This window comes from Allomuricauda sp. XS_ASV26, assembly GCF_041224615.1.
Classification (GTDB): domain Bacteria; phylum Bacteroidota; class Bacteroidia; order Flavobacteriales; family Flavobacteriaceae; genus Flagellimonas; species Flagellimonas alginolytica.
Genome location: NZ_JBGFGK010000033.1, coordinates 717731 through 736493, shown reverse-complemented (window position 1 = coordinate 736493; position 18763 = coordinate 717731). Strand labels below are relative to the sequence as shown.

General features: G+C 40.7%; 16 protein-coding genes and 1 riboswitch. Of the genes, 3 read left to right on the top strand and 13 right to left on the bottom strand.

All coding sequences use genetic code 11. From position 1 onward, the window contains the following. Positions 1-61: 61 nt before the first annotated feature. The 6 genes from AB9K32_RS15395 to AB9K32_RS15370 all read right to left on the bottom strand — a co-directional run bounded on the left by AB9K32_RS15395 (position 62) and on the right by AB9K32_RS15370 (position 6655). Positions 62-2320 carry a TonB-dependent receptor gene (locus tag AB9K32_RS15395; RefSeq protein WP_369885679.1) on the bottom strand — a complete coding sequence of 753 codons (2259 nt, stop codon included), beginning with the start codon at positions 2318-2320 and terminating at the stop codon, positions 62-64. An 84-nt stretch (positions 2321-2404) separates the two neighbouring features. Then, a riboswitch (TPP riboswitch) is annotated at positions 2405-2498 on the bottom strand. 536 nt (positions 2499-3034) lie between these two features. Then, positions 3035-4570, bottom strand: coding sequence for a DUF4301 family protein (locus tag AB9K32_RS15390; protein WP_369885678.1), 1536 nt, complete (start codon positions 4568-4570; stop codon positions 3035-3037). Continuing rightward, a complete protein-coding gene (locus AB9K32_RS15385) occupies positions 4551-5132 on the bottom strand; it encodes an AAA family ATPase (protein WP_224836224.1) in 582 nt (193 codons plus the stop codon). Before AB9K32_RS15385 ends, AB9K32_RS15390 begins: the two co-directional genes overlap by 20 nt. After that, positions 5093-5728 carry a nicotinamide riboside transporter PnuC gene (pnuC, locus tag AB9K32_RS15380; RefSeq protein WP_224836223.1) on the bottom strand — a complete coding sequence of 212 codons (636 nt, stop codon included), beginning with the start codon at positions 5726-5728 and terminating at the stop codon, positions 5093-5095. Before pnuC ends, AB9K32_RS15385 begins: the two co-directional genes overlap by 40 nt. Continuing rightward, the gene (locus AB9K32_RS15375) at positions 5712-5972 is read right to left on the bottom strand and encodes a YkoF family thiamine/hydroxymethylpyrimidine-binding protein (RefSeq protein WP_224836222.1); all 261 of its coding nucleotides are present in this window, start codon (positions 5970-5972) and stop codon (positions 5712-5714) included. The genes pnuC and AB9K32_RS15375 overlap by 17 nt, the downstream gene beginning before the upstream one ends. 41 nt (positions 5973-6013) lie before the next feature. Continuing rightward, complete coding sequence (locus tag AB9K32_RS15370) at positions 6014-6655, bottom strand: 4'-phosphopantetheinyl transferase superfamily protein (protein ID WP_224836221.1); 642 nt, start codon at positions 6653-6655, stop codon at positions 6014-6016. Positions 6656-6728: 73 nt separating this feature from the next. On the opposite strand from AB9K32_RS15370, the gene ahcY reads away from it, so the two are divergent. Beyond that, positions 6729-8045, top strand: a complete 1317-nt coding sequence (gene ahcY, locus AB9K32_RS15365) for an adenosylhomocysteinase (RefSeq protein WP_369885677.1) — start codon at positions 6729-6731, stop codon at positions 8043-8045. A 63-nt stretch (positions 8046-8108) separates the two neighbouring features. Here ahcY and AB9K32_RS15360 read toward each other — a convergent pair whose 3' ends face one another. Beyond that, positions 8109-8687: a DUF3332 domain-containing protein gene (locus tag AB9K32_RS15360; RefSeq protein WP_369885676.1), complete on the bottom strand. Its 579-nt coding sequence runs from the start codon at positions 8685-8687 to the stop codon at positions 8109-8111. Between the two features lie 140 nt (positions 8688-8827). Between AB9K32_RS15360 and AB9K32_RS15355 the strand changes: the two genes are divergently transcribed. Beyond that, positions 8828-9940, top strand: a complete 1113-nt coding sequence (locus AB9K32_RS15355; protein WP_369885675.1) for a D-TA family PLP-dependent enzyme — start codon at positions 8828-8830, stop codon at positions 9938-9940. Positions 9941-9943: 3 nt separating this feature from the next. On the opposite strand, the gene AB9K32_RS15350 is transcribed toward AB9K32_RS15355, so the two are convergent. The 6 genes from AB9K32_RS15350 to AB9K32_RS15325 form a co-directional block, all read right to left on the bottom strand. Continuing rightward, complete coding sequence (locus AB9K32_RS15350; RefSeq protein ID WP_369885674.1) at positions 9944-10966, bottom strand: phytase; 1023 nt, start codon at positions 10964-10966, stop codon at positions 9944-9946. A gap of 113 nt (positions 10967-11079) precedes the next feature. Then, positions 11080-13971 (bottom strand): TonB-dependent receptor, encoded by a 2892-nt coding sequence (locus AB9K32_RS15345; RefSeq protein WP_369885673.1) that lies wholly within the window; start codon positions 13969-13971, stop codon positions 11080-11082. Positions 13972-14151: 180 nt separating this feature from the next. Further along, positions 14152-15711, bottom strand: a complete 1560-nt coding sequence (locus AB9K32_RS15340) for a tetratricopeptide repeat protein (RefSeq protein ID WP_369885672.1) — start codon at positions 15709-15711, stop codon at positions 14152-14154. A 166-nt stretch (positions 15712-15877) separates the two neighbouring features. Beyond that, positions 15878-16138, bottom strand: a complete 261-nt coding sequence (gene rpmA, locus AB9K32_RS15335; RefSeq protein WP_224836214.1) for a 50S ribosomal protein L27 — start codon at positions 16136-16138, stop codon at positions 15878-15880. 24 nt (positions 16139-16162) lie between these two features. Then, on the bottom strand, positions 16163-16702 hold the full coding sequence (gene rplU / locus AB9K32_RS15330) for a 50S ribosomal protein L21 (RefSeq protein ID WP_369885671.1): 540 nt from the start codon (positions 16700-16702) through the stop codon (positions 16163-16165). Positions 16703-16797: 95 nt separating this feature from the next. Next, complete coding sequence (locus tag AB9K32_RS15325) at positions 16798-17253, bottom strand: DUF4199 domain-containing protein (RefSeq protein ID WP_224836212.1); 456 nt, start codon at positions 17251-17253, stop codon at positions 16798-16800. Positions 17254-17439: 186 nt separating this feature from the next. Here AB9K32_RS15325 and AB9K32_RS15320 point away from each other — a divergent pair, with 186 nt between their 5' ends. Beyond that, positions 17440-18762 (top strand): M16 family metallopeptidase, encoded by a 1323-nt coding sequence (locus AB9K32_RS15320; protein ID WP_369885670.1) that lies wholly within the window; start codon positions 17440-17442, stop codon positions 18760-18762. Position 18763: the final 1 nt, after the last annotated feature.

Genomic DNA, 18763 nt, shown 5'->3' with positions numbered 1-18763 from the left:
TGTATCAAAAATCAAATCCCGGTACATAACCCTTTAGGGTTATCCCGAACTTACTTTTCTTTTAAAAATTGATGGTCGCTCCCAATAACAAATTAATCCCTGCTTGTGGGTAATAACCGGCCCCTTCAATGGTAGTAACGGTTCCTGGATTGGAGTAATCGTCATCAAAGGTGTAAAAATACCCATTGGAAACAATATCTGCATCAAAAATGTTATTGACCAAACCAGAAAACACAATACTTTTTACAAAAGAATTGGTTTGTATGGTGTACTGCACATTCAAATCCGTTTGTGAATAGCTATCCAGTACAGAATTGTCCGAATCGATATTGCCCATGTACTGTTTGCCCACAAATTTTGACAGAATGGACAATTGAAAATCTTGATCTGGCGAATACGTGATAATGTTCCCTGCAATCAATTTGGGAGAATAGGCAATATTTGTATTCCCTAAATTTTGAAGCTCACCATCTCTTTCAAAATAAAAATCGAGGTTACGGTTATCGCTCAAGGCGATGTTGGGCCTCCAAGTAAAGACATTGGACAAATTGACGGAAGCATCGATTTCGAGCCCCAACCTATAACTATCGCCCACATTGGAACGTAATGGTGCTCCAACGTCGTTCAATTCACCGGTAAGCACCAACTGATCTTTGTAACGCATATAATATACATTGGTGTTTACCTGAAAACTAGGGGAAACGTATCGCCATCCTAGCTCAAAATCGTTCAATTTTTCCGGTTTTGGACTTCCACTTTCGTAATCATTTCGGTTGGGCTCACGATTGGCCCTGGCGTAGGATAGATAAAAGTTATGGTTCCGATTCAAATCGAAAGTTACACCCGCTTTTGGGTTAAAAAAATTAAAGGTATCGTCCACCAATCCTGTATCCTCCCCATTGGCCTCGTAAGATACGCCACGATATTGTAGGTCGCCGAACAAAGACCATTGGTCCGTTAACTGGTAATTGGCTTTTGTATAGAAGTTCAGATCGGTTTTTTTGGAGGAATCATCATAATACCTATCCCTAATTTCTGTGCTACCGGCGTATTCGGCCCAGATAATCTCTCCGAAATGGTCTCCTTTGTACTCGTTGTATCCACCTCCAACAATAAGTTGTAGACCATTATTTTTATATGTCGCGGAAAAAATACCTCCATAAAAATCATTGTCCAACCATCGTCGGCGGATCAAATCGGTGGTTTCCACCAAATCTCCATTTACACTGATGGGCTCCAATCCATAGGTAGCAAAATCATCGTCTTCCCTAAATTGTTCAAAATAGCCTCTTCCCCGAGTATAATGTACGGCAAAATGGGTGTTCCAAGAAGCGTTCCATGTTTCGTACCAATGCAACTGAAAATGATCTTGTTTGTAATTATCCACTTCTTTGTCGTAGTATTGGGTGGTGCCGTTGTCGTCCGTATATTCTCCTGCGGAATTATAGGTACGGTCGTCCCTTAACTGTTCTGCGGTGATGCCGTTCCAAGCTTGGTACGTGATTTCATGCCCTCCAAAAAACAAGGCTTTTACCAGGGAGTTTTCATTTTTATATGCCCCTTGTAAAAAATAACCGTCCAGTTCTGATGATGCACGGTCCACATAGCCATCCGAAGTTATCCTGGACAACCTTCCGGAGAATTCAAAATGGTCGTTCAACAGTCCGGTACTGAACTTAACATTGTTCCGTAAAGTACTAAAACTGCCCACAGAAGACGAGATCCTTGCGTATCCTTCTTCGGAAAATGCGTCGGTAAGTAGGTTTAAACTTGCTCCAAAGGCACCGGCGCCGTTGGTAGATGTTCCCACTCCACGCTGCAATTGCAAGTTTTGTGTTGAAGAAGCGAAATCGGGCATGTTCACCCAAAAACTACCATGCGATTCGGCATCGTTGTAAGGTATACCATTAATGGTAACGTTTACCCTTGTGGCGTCGCTGCCACGTACCCGAATGCTCGTGTAGCCCACGCCGGCACCTGCATCGGATGTAGTTACCACAGCGGGCATAAAATTCATTAGAATCGGGATATCCTGCCCCAAATTTCGCGGTGCGAGTTCCACTTTGTCCAATTCGGAAAATGTAATGGGAAATTCCTTGGTTGCCCTCACACCCTGTACCAAGACTTCGTCCAGAGTCACTTTTTTACCTTGCAATGTGTCGATTTCTTCTTGTGCACTTACAGAAAATGCCAAGCCGAATAGGGCTAGAGTGGACAACAAAAATTTAATGCGATAACGGTTTCTTTTCTTTGTCTGTCGCACTGAACCGCTTTTTAGTGCTGCGGCCTTGCACTGCATAATTGAATAAAGGGTTTTCATTCGTAAAATTGCTACGAATAAAAGGGGTCATTATTCTTTGTTAATAATTGATTTTTGTTTCTGATGAAACATAGAAATTCCAAGATGCGCAATCTGCGCATTCCCTTGGCGGCATTACCCGCCCAGGTTCATTGGGTATAATCTCAGCCTTTTGGTAAAAGCACCCCTTTGAGATGCGGCAAATGTAAGATGTTGTGATGATTTTTAAAAACGAATTGCAAGAAAACCGTTTACCCACAAATAAAAAAGACCGCCGAAGCAGTCTCTTTCACTTTGCGTGATCACAATCGCTTGGAAAAGCTATCTATAATCTGGCAAATGGACAATACATGGATAGTGTTTATATAGCATCACCCTAATTTTTAATATCCTCGTCTCTTTTTCTGTTCTGCAGATAAATTATCAATACGTATAGAGCCAATCCCAAAGAGATCAAATCCATAATAAGCACAATTTTGCTAAACATAGTATTAAGTATAGTGTTCTGTAATTTGGGCCTGACCTTAAAGAAAGCCGCACAATATGCACGGCTTCTTAACAAACCAATCAACCAACTTTAAATAACCCTTTCGGATTATCTCAATTCAATTCTATCACCGAAAATAATTTCGTGTTTACCTATAAGACACAGCTTTTGTTCATTGGTCACTTTCAAAAACAAAAAAACCCATTACATAAAATGCAATGGGCTCCAACTTATTGAAACATATTGTTTTACACCTGATGAGAAGGCTTTAAAAGATCGTTCACGGTTTTTACCGGATTAAATGTAACCAAGGGCACCTCCACAAAAATGGTGTTCCAAAATGCCATTGCTCCATTCCACAGACCTGGAAGCTCGAGTGCCTTGAGCTCTTTTCCTTCTTTGGTTTTTTCCGTTATAAAACCTTGTTTATGATCTACAAAATCCAAAAGATTATATTTTTCTCCTTTGTAATTACGCACACCACAAACCAAATCCACAGGGTTAAAATGTGTGGAGTTTTGTAAAATGGCAGCTTGTTGTCTATTGTTTTGATCTATCTGTGCGGATTCAATAATTTGAAGCGATATAGTTCCTTCATTATCTTTTATCCAAAATGGACCTCCTCCAGGTTCTCCTTCGTTCTTCACCATTCCGCATACACGGATGGGGCGATCGATCCTATCCTTTAAAATTGATTTTTGCTCCGCTACACTAAAATCATCGTAATTTCCGGGCATACGAACATTTAGGTCTTTCTCCAAAAATGCCTTGATCTCATCGGCTTTTTCAAAAGATACTTCACCCTCCAACAGTTTGGCATACGCAAAGGCTTTGTCCTGCACTTTCTTAAGGACTCCTGCCAACATTTTTTTGCTATTGGCCACGGTTTCGAGATTCTTATCGATAATAACGTTGTCTATGTTTTTAATAAAGATTATGTCGGCATCTTGATCATTCAAGTTTTCAATAAGTGCTCCGTGCCCACCTGGACGAAACAAGATAGAACCATCATTATTTTTAAAGGGCTTGTTGTCCATATCCACGGCAATGGTATCGGTAGATGGTTTTTGATTTGAGTACGAGACATTAAAACTGGTGTCCGTTTTTTCTGAAATTCTTGGCCCCACCTGCGCTTCTTCTTCGGCAAACATGGCATCGTGCTGTTCGGATACGGTAAAATGGAGATTTGCCCTGCCTTTGGTTTTTGCGTAAAGTACGGCCTCTTTTAAATGTTCCTCAAAAGGTGTTGCCGCACCAGTTTCATACTGATGGAATGGCAACAATCCTTTGGGATAAAATCCATAATTAAGTCCACTTTCCATCAACATTTCCTTTACAAAAAGAAAAGCTTCTTCGTCTCCATTGGATGCTTTTCCCTTGATCCTGGTCATAATCCGGTCATAAAATGGAAAACTGGATAGGTTATCCGTAAACTTTTTGGCATCGGTATCTCCTGCTCTATCGATATATTCGGAGAGTTTTTCTTTTGATGGATCGTAACTGTCCAAAAAGTTGAACATGGCCTTGAACATTCTGGATGCCGCGCCCGAAGCGGGCACAAACTTTAAAAGGTCCAGTTCTGAGCGATGGTCTTCAAAATACTGCAGAAGATCTAACTGTTCTTTCTCGGAAAATCGAAGTATGCCATTGCCCACTACAGCTGCTTGCGATAGCTGCACAAAGGGAATCCCATCTTTAAATGTTTGTATCTGATTTTCTACTTTTTCTTTGGATATTCCTTTGGAATCCAGTTGTTCCAAGTCTTTAGGACTTAATTCGATCATGTTTTTGGAGTAGTTTATCTATATGTTCAATTGCTGTTTTAAGCCTTGATGCTTTATCACCCCTTAATTTAATGAATTTCCTATTATTCTGTTCCAAAGCCTCCTTAAAATATCCGAACATACGCTCTCTTTCGTCCGGCTTGTCCCTCAGATCATCTGCCACCCAGGGCGTATCTATATAGGTCAAAAAATAAAGATCGTAACTGTTTTGGAGTGCATATTTTTCTATCAATGGATCACAAGTACTATCATAATAAGCCTCTGAATACACTTTGGTTTCCAAAAGATCAGTATCGCATATCAAGACCTTATTGGCTTTTTTGGCCAATTTGTTCTCCAATGCCATTTGCCCGTATGCAATTGGGGGCAGATCATGAGGTTCACAAGTTTTCTGTTCTCGGTCCCATTTGTCTTGTAGATATTCGCGGGCGTACTCGGGCACCCATTCTGTTTGGTAATGCGCTGCCAGTTGTTTGGACAGTGTGGTCTTCCCTGTGGATTCCGGTCCGAACAGGACTACTTTTATGAGGTTTGAGGGCTCTTGCCCAAGCTTTTCTTCCATGCTAAATATCCCTGTATTGCCAACACAGTAAAAATGAGGTATTGCAAAGAGAACATACCCCATCCCCTATACGCATACAAAGGTACGGTTATTAAATCACCCAATATCCAAAGGGTCCAGTTTTCCAATTTTTTATTGGCCATATACCACATTGCCGTAAAAAAAACACCCGATGTAAATATGTCCACATAATTGGTCGGACCGATTTCGGCACCGAAGATTTTATACACGCCATAGGTGACCAACATGGTCAGCACAAAAAAGCCGAAACCGATCCATTTTTCTTTGGAACTTGTTCTGGTTATATGCACCACGGGCTGCCTATTGTCCCTTCTGCGGGCCCAGTTCCACCAGCCATAGATACTCATCATGGAATAATAAAAATTCATCATCATATCCCCGAACAAACTGTCCACAAAAAAAATATACGTGGTTATTACGGTAGCGACCAAACCTGTGGGATATACCAAAATATCCTCTTTTTTGGCATAGACCACACTGGCAATCCCGAAAAAAAAGGCGGTTGCCTCCAGTATGATCAGGGAAAGCTCCCTATCCTCGTAAGGGCCTAGGAAAAAATCAAAAATGGGGTTCATACTCACTTCTGTCAGATTTCACCATTTTCATAGTCAAAACCACATGGTCCAAACTTTCAAAACTTTCCTTGATCTCGGTTTGAAGAACATCCATCACCCTATCGTAATCTCCAAAAACTTGGGTGCTCAATGGATTTTCCAAAATGGTCAATCCAGAATTACGCATTTTTTTGATAAACTCAATAACAGGGGCTTCAAAATCATCTTGAAGTGGCGACAGCGTAAGCTCTACGGAAATTTTCATTGGCGGTTATGGTTACTGGACAAATCTACAAAAAGGATTTATCACCCGCCCATCAATTTTAGAGCATACACACATGTAAAACCTTCAAATTCCAGAAAATCAATTTCGTAATGTGTTTTTTCTCCTTTGTACAATATTTCAGCTACGGTCCGTGTATCGTCAAAAGAAAAATCCATTACATCAATATGTCGTAAAAAACTGAGTCCTTGCTGTGCATAAATTTTGTACAAGGACTCCTTTGCCCCCCAGACTATGGTCAATTTTCGCATCAACGCCTCTGAATTGGCCAAGGTTTTATATTCTTGGATAGGGGTGAATTTGTGGGCTATTCTTAAGATCTTGTCCCTCTGCATCTCAATATCTATTCCCACTTCATCGGTTTCACTGACAATAATCCCGGTGAAATTATGTGAATGGGTAATGGAGATATGGTTGCCATCTTTTAAATGGGGCTTACCAAAATCGTCGTAATAGAGGTCGTGATCCACATACCCAGCCAGTGCCAGCAGGTGCCTGATACTTAAAAAAGCCCTCCGGTGCGCCTCCGATTTCATGCCTTCCATTCGTTTTTGGCAATGATCAGTCAACTCCACATTCAGAGCAAGTTGGGCCTCTGGCTCCGTAACTTTCCAGATGTAGACCTTTGTGGTCGGGGAAACTGTTATTGTTTTGTAAACTGGCATGAACAAAAGTTAAGCGAATTCGTATCTTTGTGCACTATTTAAGCGAAGCTACAAAAGTAAATTTATAAAAAGTATGAGCACTAAGACAATTCCGTATGTACCGTATAAGGTAAAGGACATCTCTCTTGCAGATTGGGGAAGGAAAGAAATTGAGCTTGCAGAAGCAGAAATGCCCGGGCTAATGGCCTTGCGCGAAGAGTATGGGAGCCAACAACCTTTAAAAGGGGCAAGGATTGCCGGTTGTCTTCATATGACGATCCAGACTGCCGTTTTAATTGAAACTTTGGTGGCTCTTGGCGCCGATGTAACCTGGAGTTCTTGCAATATATTCTCTACACAGGACCACGCCGCTGCCGCCATAGCTGCCGCAGGTATTCCGGTTTACGCTTGGAAAGGGATGACCGAAGAGGAATTTGATTGGTGCATAGAGCAAACCCTGTTTTTTGGAGAGGACAGACAGCCTTTGAACATGATACTGGACGATGGTGGAGATCTTACCAATATGGTTTTGGACCAGTATCCTGAATTGGCCGGAGGCGTAAAAGGCCTTTCAGAAGAAACCACCACAGGAGTACACCGCTTGTACGAAAGAATGAAGAATGGCACGCTTCCAATGCCGGCCATAAACGTGAACGACTCCGTGACCAAATCGAAGTTCGACAATAAATACGGGTGTCGCGAAAGTGCCGTGGATGCCATTCGTAGGGCCACCGACACCATGTTGGCGGGCAAAAGGGTTGTTGTTGCCGGTTATGGAGATGTTGGAAAAGGAACAGCTGCATCTTTCCGTGGAGCTGGGGCCATTGTAACCGTTACCGAAATCGACCCTATTTGTGCTCTGCAAGCCTGTATGGACGGTTTTGAGGTAAAGCGATTGGAAAACGTGGTGCCCAACGCGGATATTGTAATTACCACTACCGGAAACAAGGACATTATCCGAGAAGAACACTTCAGGGCCATGAAGGACAAAGCCATTGTTTGTAACATCGGTCATTTTGATAATGAAATTGATATGGCCTGGTTGAACGCAAACTACGGCAATACCAAAGACGAAATAAAACCACAGGTAGATAAATATACCATTGAAGGTAAAGATGTGATCGTATTGGCCGAAGGTAGATTGGTAAACCTTGGTTGTGCCACCGGCCACCCAAGTTTTGTAATGAGCAACTCTTTCACCAACCAGACGTTGGCGCAGATTGAACTTTGGAAACACAGTGACAAATATGCCAACGAAGTGTACATGCTACCCAAACATTTGGATGAAAAAGTGGCCAAGTTGCATTTATCCCGATTAGGGGCAGAGCTAACCGAACTCAATAAAGAGCAGGCCGATTATATTGGAGTAAAAGTAGAAGGGCCGTTTAAACCCGAATACTACAGATACTAAGAAACAAAATGATATAAAAAAACCCATGGCAAACACCATGGGTTTTTTATTGTTCAATGTTTTTTATTCGGCCAAAAGGGTTTCGTTATAATAATAGGTATCCTTTTCTTTAAGCAACGCCAATCCTTCTTCCCTTGTGCTCATAGGGTCTATTTTTACTCTCTCACCGTTGGGCATGTGAACAATATAGAAACCTTCTTCAAATGAAGATAGCTTTATAATTTCTCCATTTGGCCTAATGGCATTCCACGATTTTTCGTCGGGCTTGTAGACCAAATCTATTTTCTTTCCTTTTTTTGGCCCTTCCACCACAGTTACCTGAATCCTGTTTTTGGTGGCGATCATCTCAAAAGTATTGCCATCGTGTTCCACCATCTGGGTTTCCGACTCGCCGTCCTTCATGGCAATTGGGTTGGAGCCGGACCAAAACTCTATCACATTAAATATGATTGCATCGCCAAGAAAGAACAATCCGTAAACCGGAACAATGTTCAATCCCCAAAAAATCAAGTTGTCCAAGAACTTGCTGTCGGTCAGCCCTTGGTTCCAATCTTTTAGGTTATTGAACGCACTGAACGACCCTAAACAACTGGTAAACAAAATAGAACAAGCCAATAGTGATGAAATAACTGCTTTTTTCATGATTTAAGATTTATAGTTAATGTTCTTAAAGCTACAAAAAGAAATCCATTCGCTTATCCAACACAATCTCTGAATCAAACAAATAAAATTATCGTTCATCCCATTGTGATTGTTACCTTTAATCCCATAAATCTGGATATATGGACAGGGATTGGTACGTTATTAAAAATATTGAAACTGTGGATTCTCCATCCATAGCGCTCTACTTAGAAAATTTAAAGCACAATATTAACGAGATGGTCGATTTGATCGATGGTGACACGAATCGGTTGATGCCGCACATTAAAACCAACAAAATGCCCAAGGTACTGGAGCAAATGTTGGCAGCCGGCATATCCAACTTTAAGGCATCCACAATACCTGAAGCGGAAATAGCAGCAGAGGCCGGAGCTACATCTGTTTTGATCGCACATCAGCTTGTTGGGCCCAAGGTGGACCGTTTCCTTAGTTTGTCCAACCATTTTCCCAACACTGCCTTTTCCACCATTGTGGACAATATAGACAGTGCAGAGCTATTGAATTCGAAAGCTCGGGAGAAAGAGGCCTGTATCAGTATTTATATTGACATTAATAATGGCATGGACCGCTCTGGGATAGAAATAGGCCCGGGGTTGGATGAATTGATGGATTATCTAAAAATATGCAAATCTCTTTCCTTTAAAGGGCTACATGCCTACGATGGACATTTAAGGGATGTGAATTTTACTGTTAGAAAAGAAAAAATAGAGAAAGGTGTAAAGGATGTTGAAACTTATCTTGAGGCTCTGAAACCTGATTACCCTTTGGCCAAAATTATTTGTGGTGGAACTCCATCGTTCACCTCCCACCTGTTGGAAGAAACGCGAATTACGAGCCCGGGCACCTGTGTTCTTTGGGATTGGGGCTATGGGGATAAGCTGAGCGAACAAAATTTTAAACCAGCCGCTATTTTGGTCACACGAATTATTTCCAAACCTACGAAAGGCATAATTACAGTAGATCTAGGACATAAATCGGTGGCTGCGGAGAACCCGATCAACAAACGGGTAAAGTTCCTTAACCTGGACAATTACGAGTTACTTTCGCAAAGTGAAGAGCACGGGGTGATCAAAGTGGAAGAGTGGAGCAAATTTAAGGTCGGTGATATCCTTTATGGCATCCCGTATCATATTTGCCCCACTATTAATCTTCATGATGAAGTTTCGGTAATCGAAAACGGTAAAAAAGTTGATGCTTGGGAAATTACCGCTCGAAAAAGGAAACTCAAATTCTAGGATTTATTTTAAGTCCAAGGCTTTGTTCAAATCATAAAAATAGAAGTCCTTTTCATCGTTCATGGCTACAAAAAGTCCGTTAGGGAACGTATTGTTCAACGGAACTGTCACCACATCACATCCATCGGTTTCCGTGGTGGACAGATTCACTGCTTTGATGAAACTGTTATCTTTTCTCGAGAAAATATTGAACTGACCACGTTGTTGGTCCGAAACAATGATGTAGCCCTCTCCATTTGGATATCTGGCAATGGCAATTCCTTCTATATCCTCTAAAAAGTGTTCGCCTCCAAAACAGGCCAACTCTTCATTACCCATACTAGGTTCTGCATAATATTTCTTAACACATTCACCTTCATCGGAATAATATACGTAGCCCAATTCGTTGTCCACAGCAATGGCTTCAATTTCTTTGCCACCAGTAAAGCTTCCAAATTTGCGAACCAAGTTGGCAGAAACTCCAGTACTGTCCGATTCCAATTTATATTGATATAAATAGGAGTCGCTAGGGCCAATTTTTCTTCCAACAATGGCATAAACCGATGAATCTTTTGGGGATTTGTACAGGCTGATGCCCATAGCCAAACGGTTTTCTATGTTGGCCTCGTCTTCAAAAACGGGAAATCCGCCACCATCCAACGGCTTCATATCGGGCACGGAAAACAAACGAATTTGTTGCTTTTCCCTTTCGGTGAAGGCAATTACATCAACAGCGACCGAATCGTTCAATTGAAAACCATATTCCAAATCCACATTATTGGGACGTTGAATCCCTGTAATGGACTTTTCTTTGATGATTTTTCCGTTCAAATCGAAAGCATAGATGCCTCCATTTGTTTCTTTATCCGTCCCGAACACAATACTTTTTGATGCATCTTCGGGGTTTATCCAAATGGCTGGGTCGTCTGTATCGTTCGGTGTTTTTTCAGTAATAACATCTGGTGCAATGGCAGGCAATTTGCTTCCTTGTTCTTTACAGGAAATTGCGGCCAACACCATTATTATTGGTATATATTTTTTAATCATGAGTTAAAAATTTATGTCTTATGTCAGTTCGAGCGCAGTCGAGAACGTTTCAATGCTCTAAGCATCTCGACTGAGCTCGATTTGACCTAGTATATAAAATATACTACCTGATTTTATTTTTTGAACAAATCGTACTTCAAGCCAAAAGTGAATCTTATACTGTAAAACTCAGCTTGTTGTGTTCTTTCCTTTACACTTTGGAAATAACGCAATGGTTGATTGGTGATATTGTTCACATCGCTATAGATTCTCAAGTTATTGGTGATGGCATAACTGGCGTTGAAATCCAAGAAGAACTGCGTATCGTAATATCTGTCCTCAAAAGCATTTCCACCAATCTCATCGATATAGGAATCGGAGAAGTTGGCTGAAAGTCTTGCACTGAATCTCTTATCGGCATAACCCAACGACCCGTTGAACATGTTTGGCGCTGTGTTTGGCAGATCCAAATCGGTACGCTCGTCACCATCTTCGTTACGGATACCATCTGCACTGGATGACAAATACGTATAATTCAAGTAGATGCTAAAGTTTCTTGCAAAACCTGGCAAGAAATCCAATTGTCTTTGGAAAGATACCTCCGCACCGAAAATAGATGCTGAATCCCCATTTAAAGGTTGAAAAACATCATACCCCGCTGTTCCTGAACCAAATGAATCATCTTCGGCCTCAGTGATAAAGGTATAGATGAAATCGTTGATTCTTTTATAGAACAACCCACCTGAAATAATACCTACACTTTCAAAATAGTGCTCTGCATTCAAGTCGAAGTTCATGGAAGTGGTCGGGTCCAACTCAGGATTTCCAACGATAACTTCTTCATCCTCGTTAACGATCTCCGATCTAGGAATTAAATCCACGTAGTTAGGACGTGCCAGCGTATTGGTCCAAGCAAAGCGTAGGATAGTGTTATTATCCAAATCGTACTTAAAGTGCAGTCCAGGCAAAAAGTTGGTATAGGAGTTCTCATCAGAAACAGGCTCTACCTCGATTCCCTCTTCTATTCCTGCATCTTCATCCTCTTCAATATACACCACACGATTTCCATCCGATTCGAGTTTTGTGTTTTCCAAACGAAGACCGGCCAAAACACTCAACTTGTCGGTCAGCTTTTGGTTGAACATGGCGTAAGCGGCCAAAACATTTTCCTTTACTTCAAAATTTCCTGGAAGGTATTCATCTGGCAAAGCTTCACCATTTGTAGTGTTCAAATCCAAAGAACCTAACCATTCTTCACTGGCAAAAGTACCTGCTTGGTATTTTTCTCCAGCCAAGAAATCTGGATCAGTGTAGTTTTTAACAGGAACAGATCCCAAAGTAGGATACAGATCTTCCAAATCATATTCATAAAAGTCGTTGTCGCGCATTTTTGTTTTAAAACGACCTCTACCACCAAATTTGATCGTACCTCCATTACCAAACAGATCCGCCGGCAATTCAAAATTCACAAAGAAGTTTATGTCCTCTTCCTCAGTATATTGGTTTTCGTTGGTGATCTCATCAAACTCAAAGTTGTCCATATTATTGAAATCACTTGGGTCGGATGCAGTCATTATTGGGTACTTTGGGTTACTATTGTCATTATTAACAATGTACTCCGCAGCATAGGCAGCGTATCGTTCGTTCAAACGCTCTTCGGAGGCTTTCGCGTAAGCTGCCATCCAATCCACTTTTAATGAGCCGAATAAATGGTCTCCACCCAGCGTGTAGTTTTGCATACGCTGGTCTTCCAATCGTCTGTTTTTGTTGCGTCCTCCAGCGATACCCCCTTTGGATTCGCGAACTGCTTCAATCGGAAAACGGGTCGGGACTCCATTGGCAATGGTAAAATCCCCTGCTTCAATATCCTCTCCATCCAAAATTTCTTGTGCGAAGGCAAATCTATTCTCACGATCGTCCCTCCAATTGTACATGGTTTTTAGGTAGATATTATTGGCTGCATTGATCTGATAATCAAAATTGGCGGAAAAGCTTCTTCTCACCCTTTGTACCAAATACGTTCTTTGTTCGGTTACATTGGTGTAAGGATCCACATCAACTTCTTCCAAAATAGGCTCTCCCTCTTCGTCTTCCAATCCAGTATTGTATTCGAACTCGTCGCTCCATTCGGCCTCAATGTTGTCGGAACCAAAATCATTGTCGTTGATGGTTGCAGAGAACATGTAACCAAATTTACCATCGTTGGTACGGTCACCCACCAAAATAGATCCGTTCCAAATTCGTTTATCGGTGATAAAGTTTACACCAGATCCCGCAGTCGCAGAAAGTCTGAATCCTTGAGGCGCAGTTCTGGTTACCAAGTTTACAGAACCACCCAAAGCGTCACCGTCCATATCTGGGGTTACCGCTTTGTTCACTTCGATGGTCTGAATCATGTCAGAAGGAATAAGGTCCATCTGAATATTTCTGTTGTCGGACTCAGCAGAAGGAATTCTACTACCATTTAAGGTAACTGAGTTTAATTGTGGAGAAAGACCACGAACAATAATGTTCCTTGCTTCCCCTTGGTCTACTTGCATAGTGATACCGGGAATACGTTTTACAGCATCACCTATATTGGCATCTGGAAATTTACCAATTTGGTCGGTTGACACCACATTGGTAATGTTCATGTTTGTTCTTTGGGTATTCAAAGCTTTGGACTGACCACTCAATCCGTAAGCACTTACCTGAACTTCATCCAGCTCTACATTGGAAGGGTTCAATACAATATTAACGGCAGTTGTTCGACCTGCTGTTACTGCAACTTCTTGTTCCACATCGGTATATCCCATATAGGTAATGGAAAGTGTATAAGATCCCTCAGGAATGCCAACAAGAGTAAATTTTCCATCAAAATTGGATATTGCTCCTTTGGAAATGGATTGAATATAAACATTGGCTCCAGGAACATAAATACCGTTTTCATCGGTAATGGTTCCTTGGATGTTTCCTGATTGTGCTTGCCCAAGTGCTGTTCCGAGCACTAAAAACAGCGTTACATAAAAGAGTTTTGTTAGGTTCATCAGTTGAAATTTGAATTACATTACTTAGTCACCCAAAACTATGTATATCAACTCTTTATGATTTAAACTAAAAGAGAACAAAAGGGAAACAAATCGAAAAATGGCTATAAACATCAAGGCAACAATTACAGTTTGTTTACATGCGATTAACTTTTTGTAAAGAGTTGAGGCAAAAAGTGACTAAAGGTCAACCATAAAGTTTACCAATTCCTCTTTTTGATCTATCGGCAACTTTTTACGGAGTCGATAGCGTGCCACTCGAACACTATCTGGGGTTACCCTTAAAATGGAGGCAATCTCTTTTGATGATAAGTTCAAGCGCAACAACATGCCCAATCGGAGCTCGGCCGGAGACAAGCTATTTTCGGAAAGTGAAGACAATTTTTTAATGAATTCCGGATGGATTTCCTTGAAAAAGGACATGAACTCATCCCATTCGTTCTCTTCCTGAAGATTGTGATCTATTTCCTTGACCAAGGTTTTAATCTTTTCCGAAGTGTTCATGTTTTTTCGGGATGCGATATTGGTCAAGGTTGAGGAAAGATCCAACAGGATTTTGTTCTTTTGGGAAAGATGTAAACTGTATCTGGACAAGGAAGAGGTTTTGAGTTGCACCTCACGTTGTAAATTTTTCTCCTCTATCGCTTTTTTCTCCAACTCTGCTTTAAGCATGCGTTGTTTATATTCCTGCAGTTTGATTTTTGCTTCTTTTTTTCTTCCCAAATAGAAATATAAAATGGTGAGAATAGCTGCAATGGCAAACAATGCCACCCAAAGAACATTTTGATTCGCCCTGCTTACTTTTCCTTGTTCTTTCAGCAATTCAATTTCAGCTTCTTTTTTATTGGTCTCGAAAATGGTTTGAAGCACGTTCAACTGGTCACTGTTTTGGGAAGTGATCATTTGGTTGTTGAATTCCGACGCCGACAATAAATGGGAATGGGCTTTTTCATAGTCCCCCATCAAAGCATAGGTTTTGGACAAATCTTTGTGGGCGCTTTCCAGCTGATGTAAATCGTTGATTTCTTCAGCTAAATTCAATGATTTGACGGTAAACTCAAGAGCTTTGGTGTAATCCTTAGTTTTCCTGAAAACATCCCCTAAATTATTTAGAACATTGGATTCTTCGATTGAAAAACTGCCTTTGAAAAAAGTATAGGCCTTTTTAAAGTACAGATATGCCTTGTCGTATTCCTCGAGGTCCTCGTAGATACTCCCAATATTTTCATTGGTGAGTGCGATTCCTGATGAGTCTTTCAATTTTTGAAACAGTGAAAGACTTTGAAATTGATCCTCTAATGCTTCTGTATACTCCGATTGTTTTTCGTGACTTGCTCCCAGCAAGCCCAAAGATGAGGCCAAGCCGGCATCATATTTAAGTTCTCGGGCCGATTTCATGGATTCGGTAAAATACTGTTCGGCCAATTCAAATTTATTGAGTGCTAGATACACTCGACCTATGTTATTGTTCAGCGTAATGAACAGTGGGTCGTTTAAGGCGGTACCCAATTGATTTAATGCCAGATTGTATTGTTCGGTGGCTTCGGAAAAGAGACCTAAAGAATGGTAGTATTCACCTAGTTTTAAATAGGCCTCGGCTATTTCTTTATAGTTTTCTGGATACTGTTTGACATTTTCCAACTGTTCTTTGAGCGGAAAATAGCCTATCTGGTTTTCAGCAGTGGCTTGGGCAAGGCCAGTATATGGAAATAGGCAACAACCTATCCAAAAGAAAATCAAAAATACCCTATTTTGATTGCCCACCACTTGCGTTTGAAATAAACCTACAAGTAAATCAATCGGGCTAAAAAGAATATTACGGCTAGGTTATAAAACCTTTAAAAGTAACGCAAAACAAAAAGGCTCCACTAAAGTGGAGCCTTTTAAAATTATATAAGTCTTTGTCTTAAGCTTGGAAAGGCTCGATGGAAACAAAAGATTTACCACCTGACTTTTTCTCAAACTTTACAATACCATCAACCTTGGCATGCAAGGTATGGTCTTTTCCTGCGTATACATTGTCACCAGGGTTGTGCTTGGTACCACGTTGTCTTACAATAATGTTACCAGCTACAGCTGCCTGACCACCAAAAATCTTAACGCCAAGACGTTTCGATTCTGATTCTCTACCGTTTTTTGAACTACCTACACCTTTCTTGTGAGCCATGATATATAAATTTTAGTTCGTGTCTTATTTACTTAATGCTTCGATAAGCTCGGCTTTCTTCATAGAAGAGTAACCGGTGATATCTTGTGCTTTTGCCAATTCTCTCAATTCAGCAACAGTTTTGGAACTTAAATCCTCTGTTGCTGTTGGAGCTTCTTTTTTGGGAGCTGCTGCTTTTGCTTCTGCCTTTTTAGGTTCAGCTGCAGGTTTTGCTTCAGCTTTGGCCTTAGCTGGGGCTGCTTTTTTAGCACCTTTAGCTACAATACCTTCAACAACAATCTCGGTCAAATATTGTCTGTGACCGTTTTTCTTGCGGTAACCTTTACGTCTTTTCTTTTTGAAAACGATTACCTTATCTCCTTTAAGGTGTTTAACCACTTTGGCTTCTACAGCCGCACCTTCTATGACCGGGGCGCCAATGGTTACGTTACCACCATCTTCCAAAAGAAGTACTTTATCGAAAGTAACTTTTTTACCTTCTTCTTCTTGCAAACGGTGAACGTACACTTTCTGGTCTTTTGCAACTTTAAATTGCTGCCCTGCCATCTCTACAATTGCGTACATAATGCGTTAATTAGATTAAAATTACTTCGCTTTATTAAAATAAGCGGGTGCAAATATACTGCTAAATCCTTAATCCACAAGTATTCTTAATGGATTTAGCCCATAATTTTTTTAGAGTTATTACTGGTTTTAAAAAGTTGCATAAAAGAAAGTGTCAAAACCAAGGTCGTGGCAAACCCCATAATGGCAACGGTAAAAAAGACAATTCCTTGAAAATTTTGATAATCACTGGCCCAAGCGGTCGAAAGATTATCCAAAAATACACTGTCCAGTTCCGTTGCATAAAACGCGAAGAATATGGTAAATAACAGAGTAGCAACAAATCCAGTGGTTATACCTGCTGTAAATCCTTTGCCGTAACTAAAGCCTTTTCCCTGTTTAATCTTGGTATACTTGATGGTCTCATAGATGCCAAATCCGGTAATTATCCCATTAAAAAGACTATAGAACACATTGGTATGTTTACCCATTAAGGCCAAAATCAAAAAATACGCTATCAGCACAGCGCTGGTAACTATCCCAAATCGAATAGGAAGAGTTAAATTTTTCATGTGATTTCTTTTTGGATTCATTGTATAATTTACTGAATGTTTGTGAATTATCCCACATTTTTAAACCCAAAGACCTATATAAACTACTTATGCCCGATAAAATTATTTTATATTTATCGTAACATCCAGGTTAAAATGGATACCAACCTCGTAGCAACATCAAATATTTTAATACTAACTATTACAATGAAAAAACATTTGTTTACAGCATTTACTATGCTCTTTGCCGTAGCACTGATCTCTGCTCAGGAGGTGGTGTTCGAGGAGTATGATTTGGACAATGGGCTGCATGTGATCCTTCATCAGGACAATGGCGCCCCGGTGGTCACTACATCGGTAATGTACCATGTGGGATCTAAGGATGAAGATCCCGACAAAACGGGATTTGCCCATTTTTTTGAACATCTTCTTTTTGAAGGGACCAAAAACATTGAACGGGGCGAATGGGATCAAATTGTTTCAGCAAATGGCGGAAGGGCCAATGCCAACACTTTTTTAGATCGCACCTATTATTATGAAGTATTTCCTTCGAATAGTTTGGAAGTAGGCCTTTGGTTGGAATCTGAGCGTCTAATGCACCCAATTATAGGTCAGGTGGGCGTGGATACCCAAAAAGAGGTGGTCCAAGAAGAAAGAAGACTGAGAACGGACAATGCTCCGTACGGCGCTTTTTTTGAGCAAATTTTAAAAAATCTATACAAGGATCACCCTTACCGATGGGGCGTAATCGGTTCGTTAGATCATTTGGCGAGCGCCACTTTGGATGATTTTAAAAAATTCAATCAAACATATTATGTGCCCAATAATGGGGTTTTGGTAGTTGCCGGTGATTTTGAGATGGATAAGACCAAAAAAATGATCGAGGATTATTTTGGGCCCATCCCAAGAGGTGCGGAGATACCAAGACCAAATATAAAAGAAGAGCCAATCACAAAAACTATCTTTGCCAAATACCACGATCCCAATATTCAAATACCGGCCATTTTGTTGGCATACCGAACACCTGGCCAGGGACAGAGAGAGGCTTATGTGATCAATATGATCTCTACCTATTTGAGCAGCGGTGAAAGCTCTAAACTTTATAAAAAATTGGTGGACGAGAAAAAGATGGCCCTACAGATTCTTTCCGTTCCGATCGATGCGGAGGATTATAGCTCCTACATTGTTGGTGGCCTTCCGGTAGGGGACAACTCCATCCAGGATATCAAAAAAGAAATTGATGAAGAAATCCTTAAGCTTCAAATGGAATTGATTTCCGAAAAGGATTATCAAAAACTTCAGAACAAGTTCGAAAATCAATTTGTAAACGCGAACAGCAGTGTGGAGGGAATCGCCAATTCATTGGCCGAAAATTACATGTTGAAGGACGACACCAACCTCATCAATACAGAAATAGATATTTACCGTTCCATTACCCGAGAAGAAATTATGGAGGTGGCCAAAAAATATTTAAAGGTGAACCAACGTGTTGAATTGGAGTATTTACCAGAACAAAAAGACGCTAATTAAA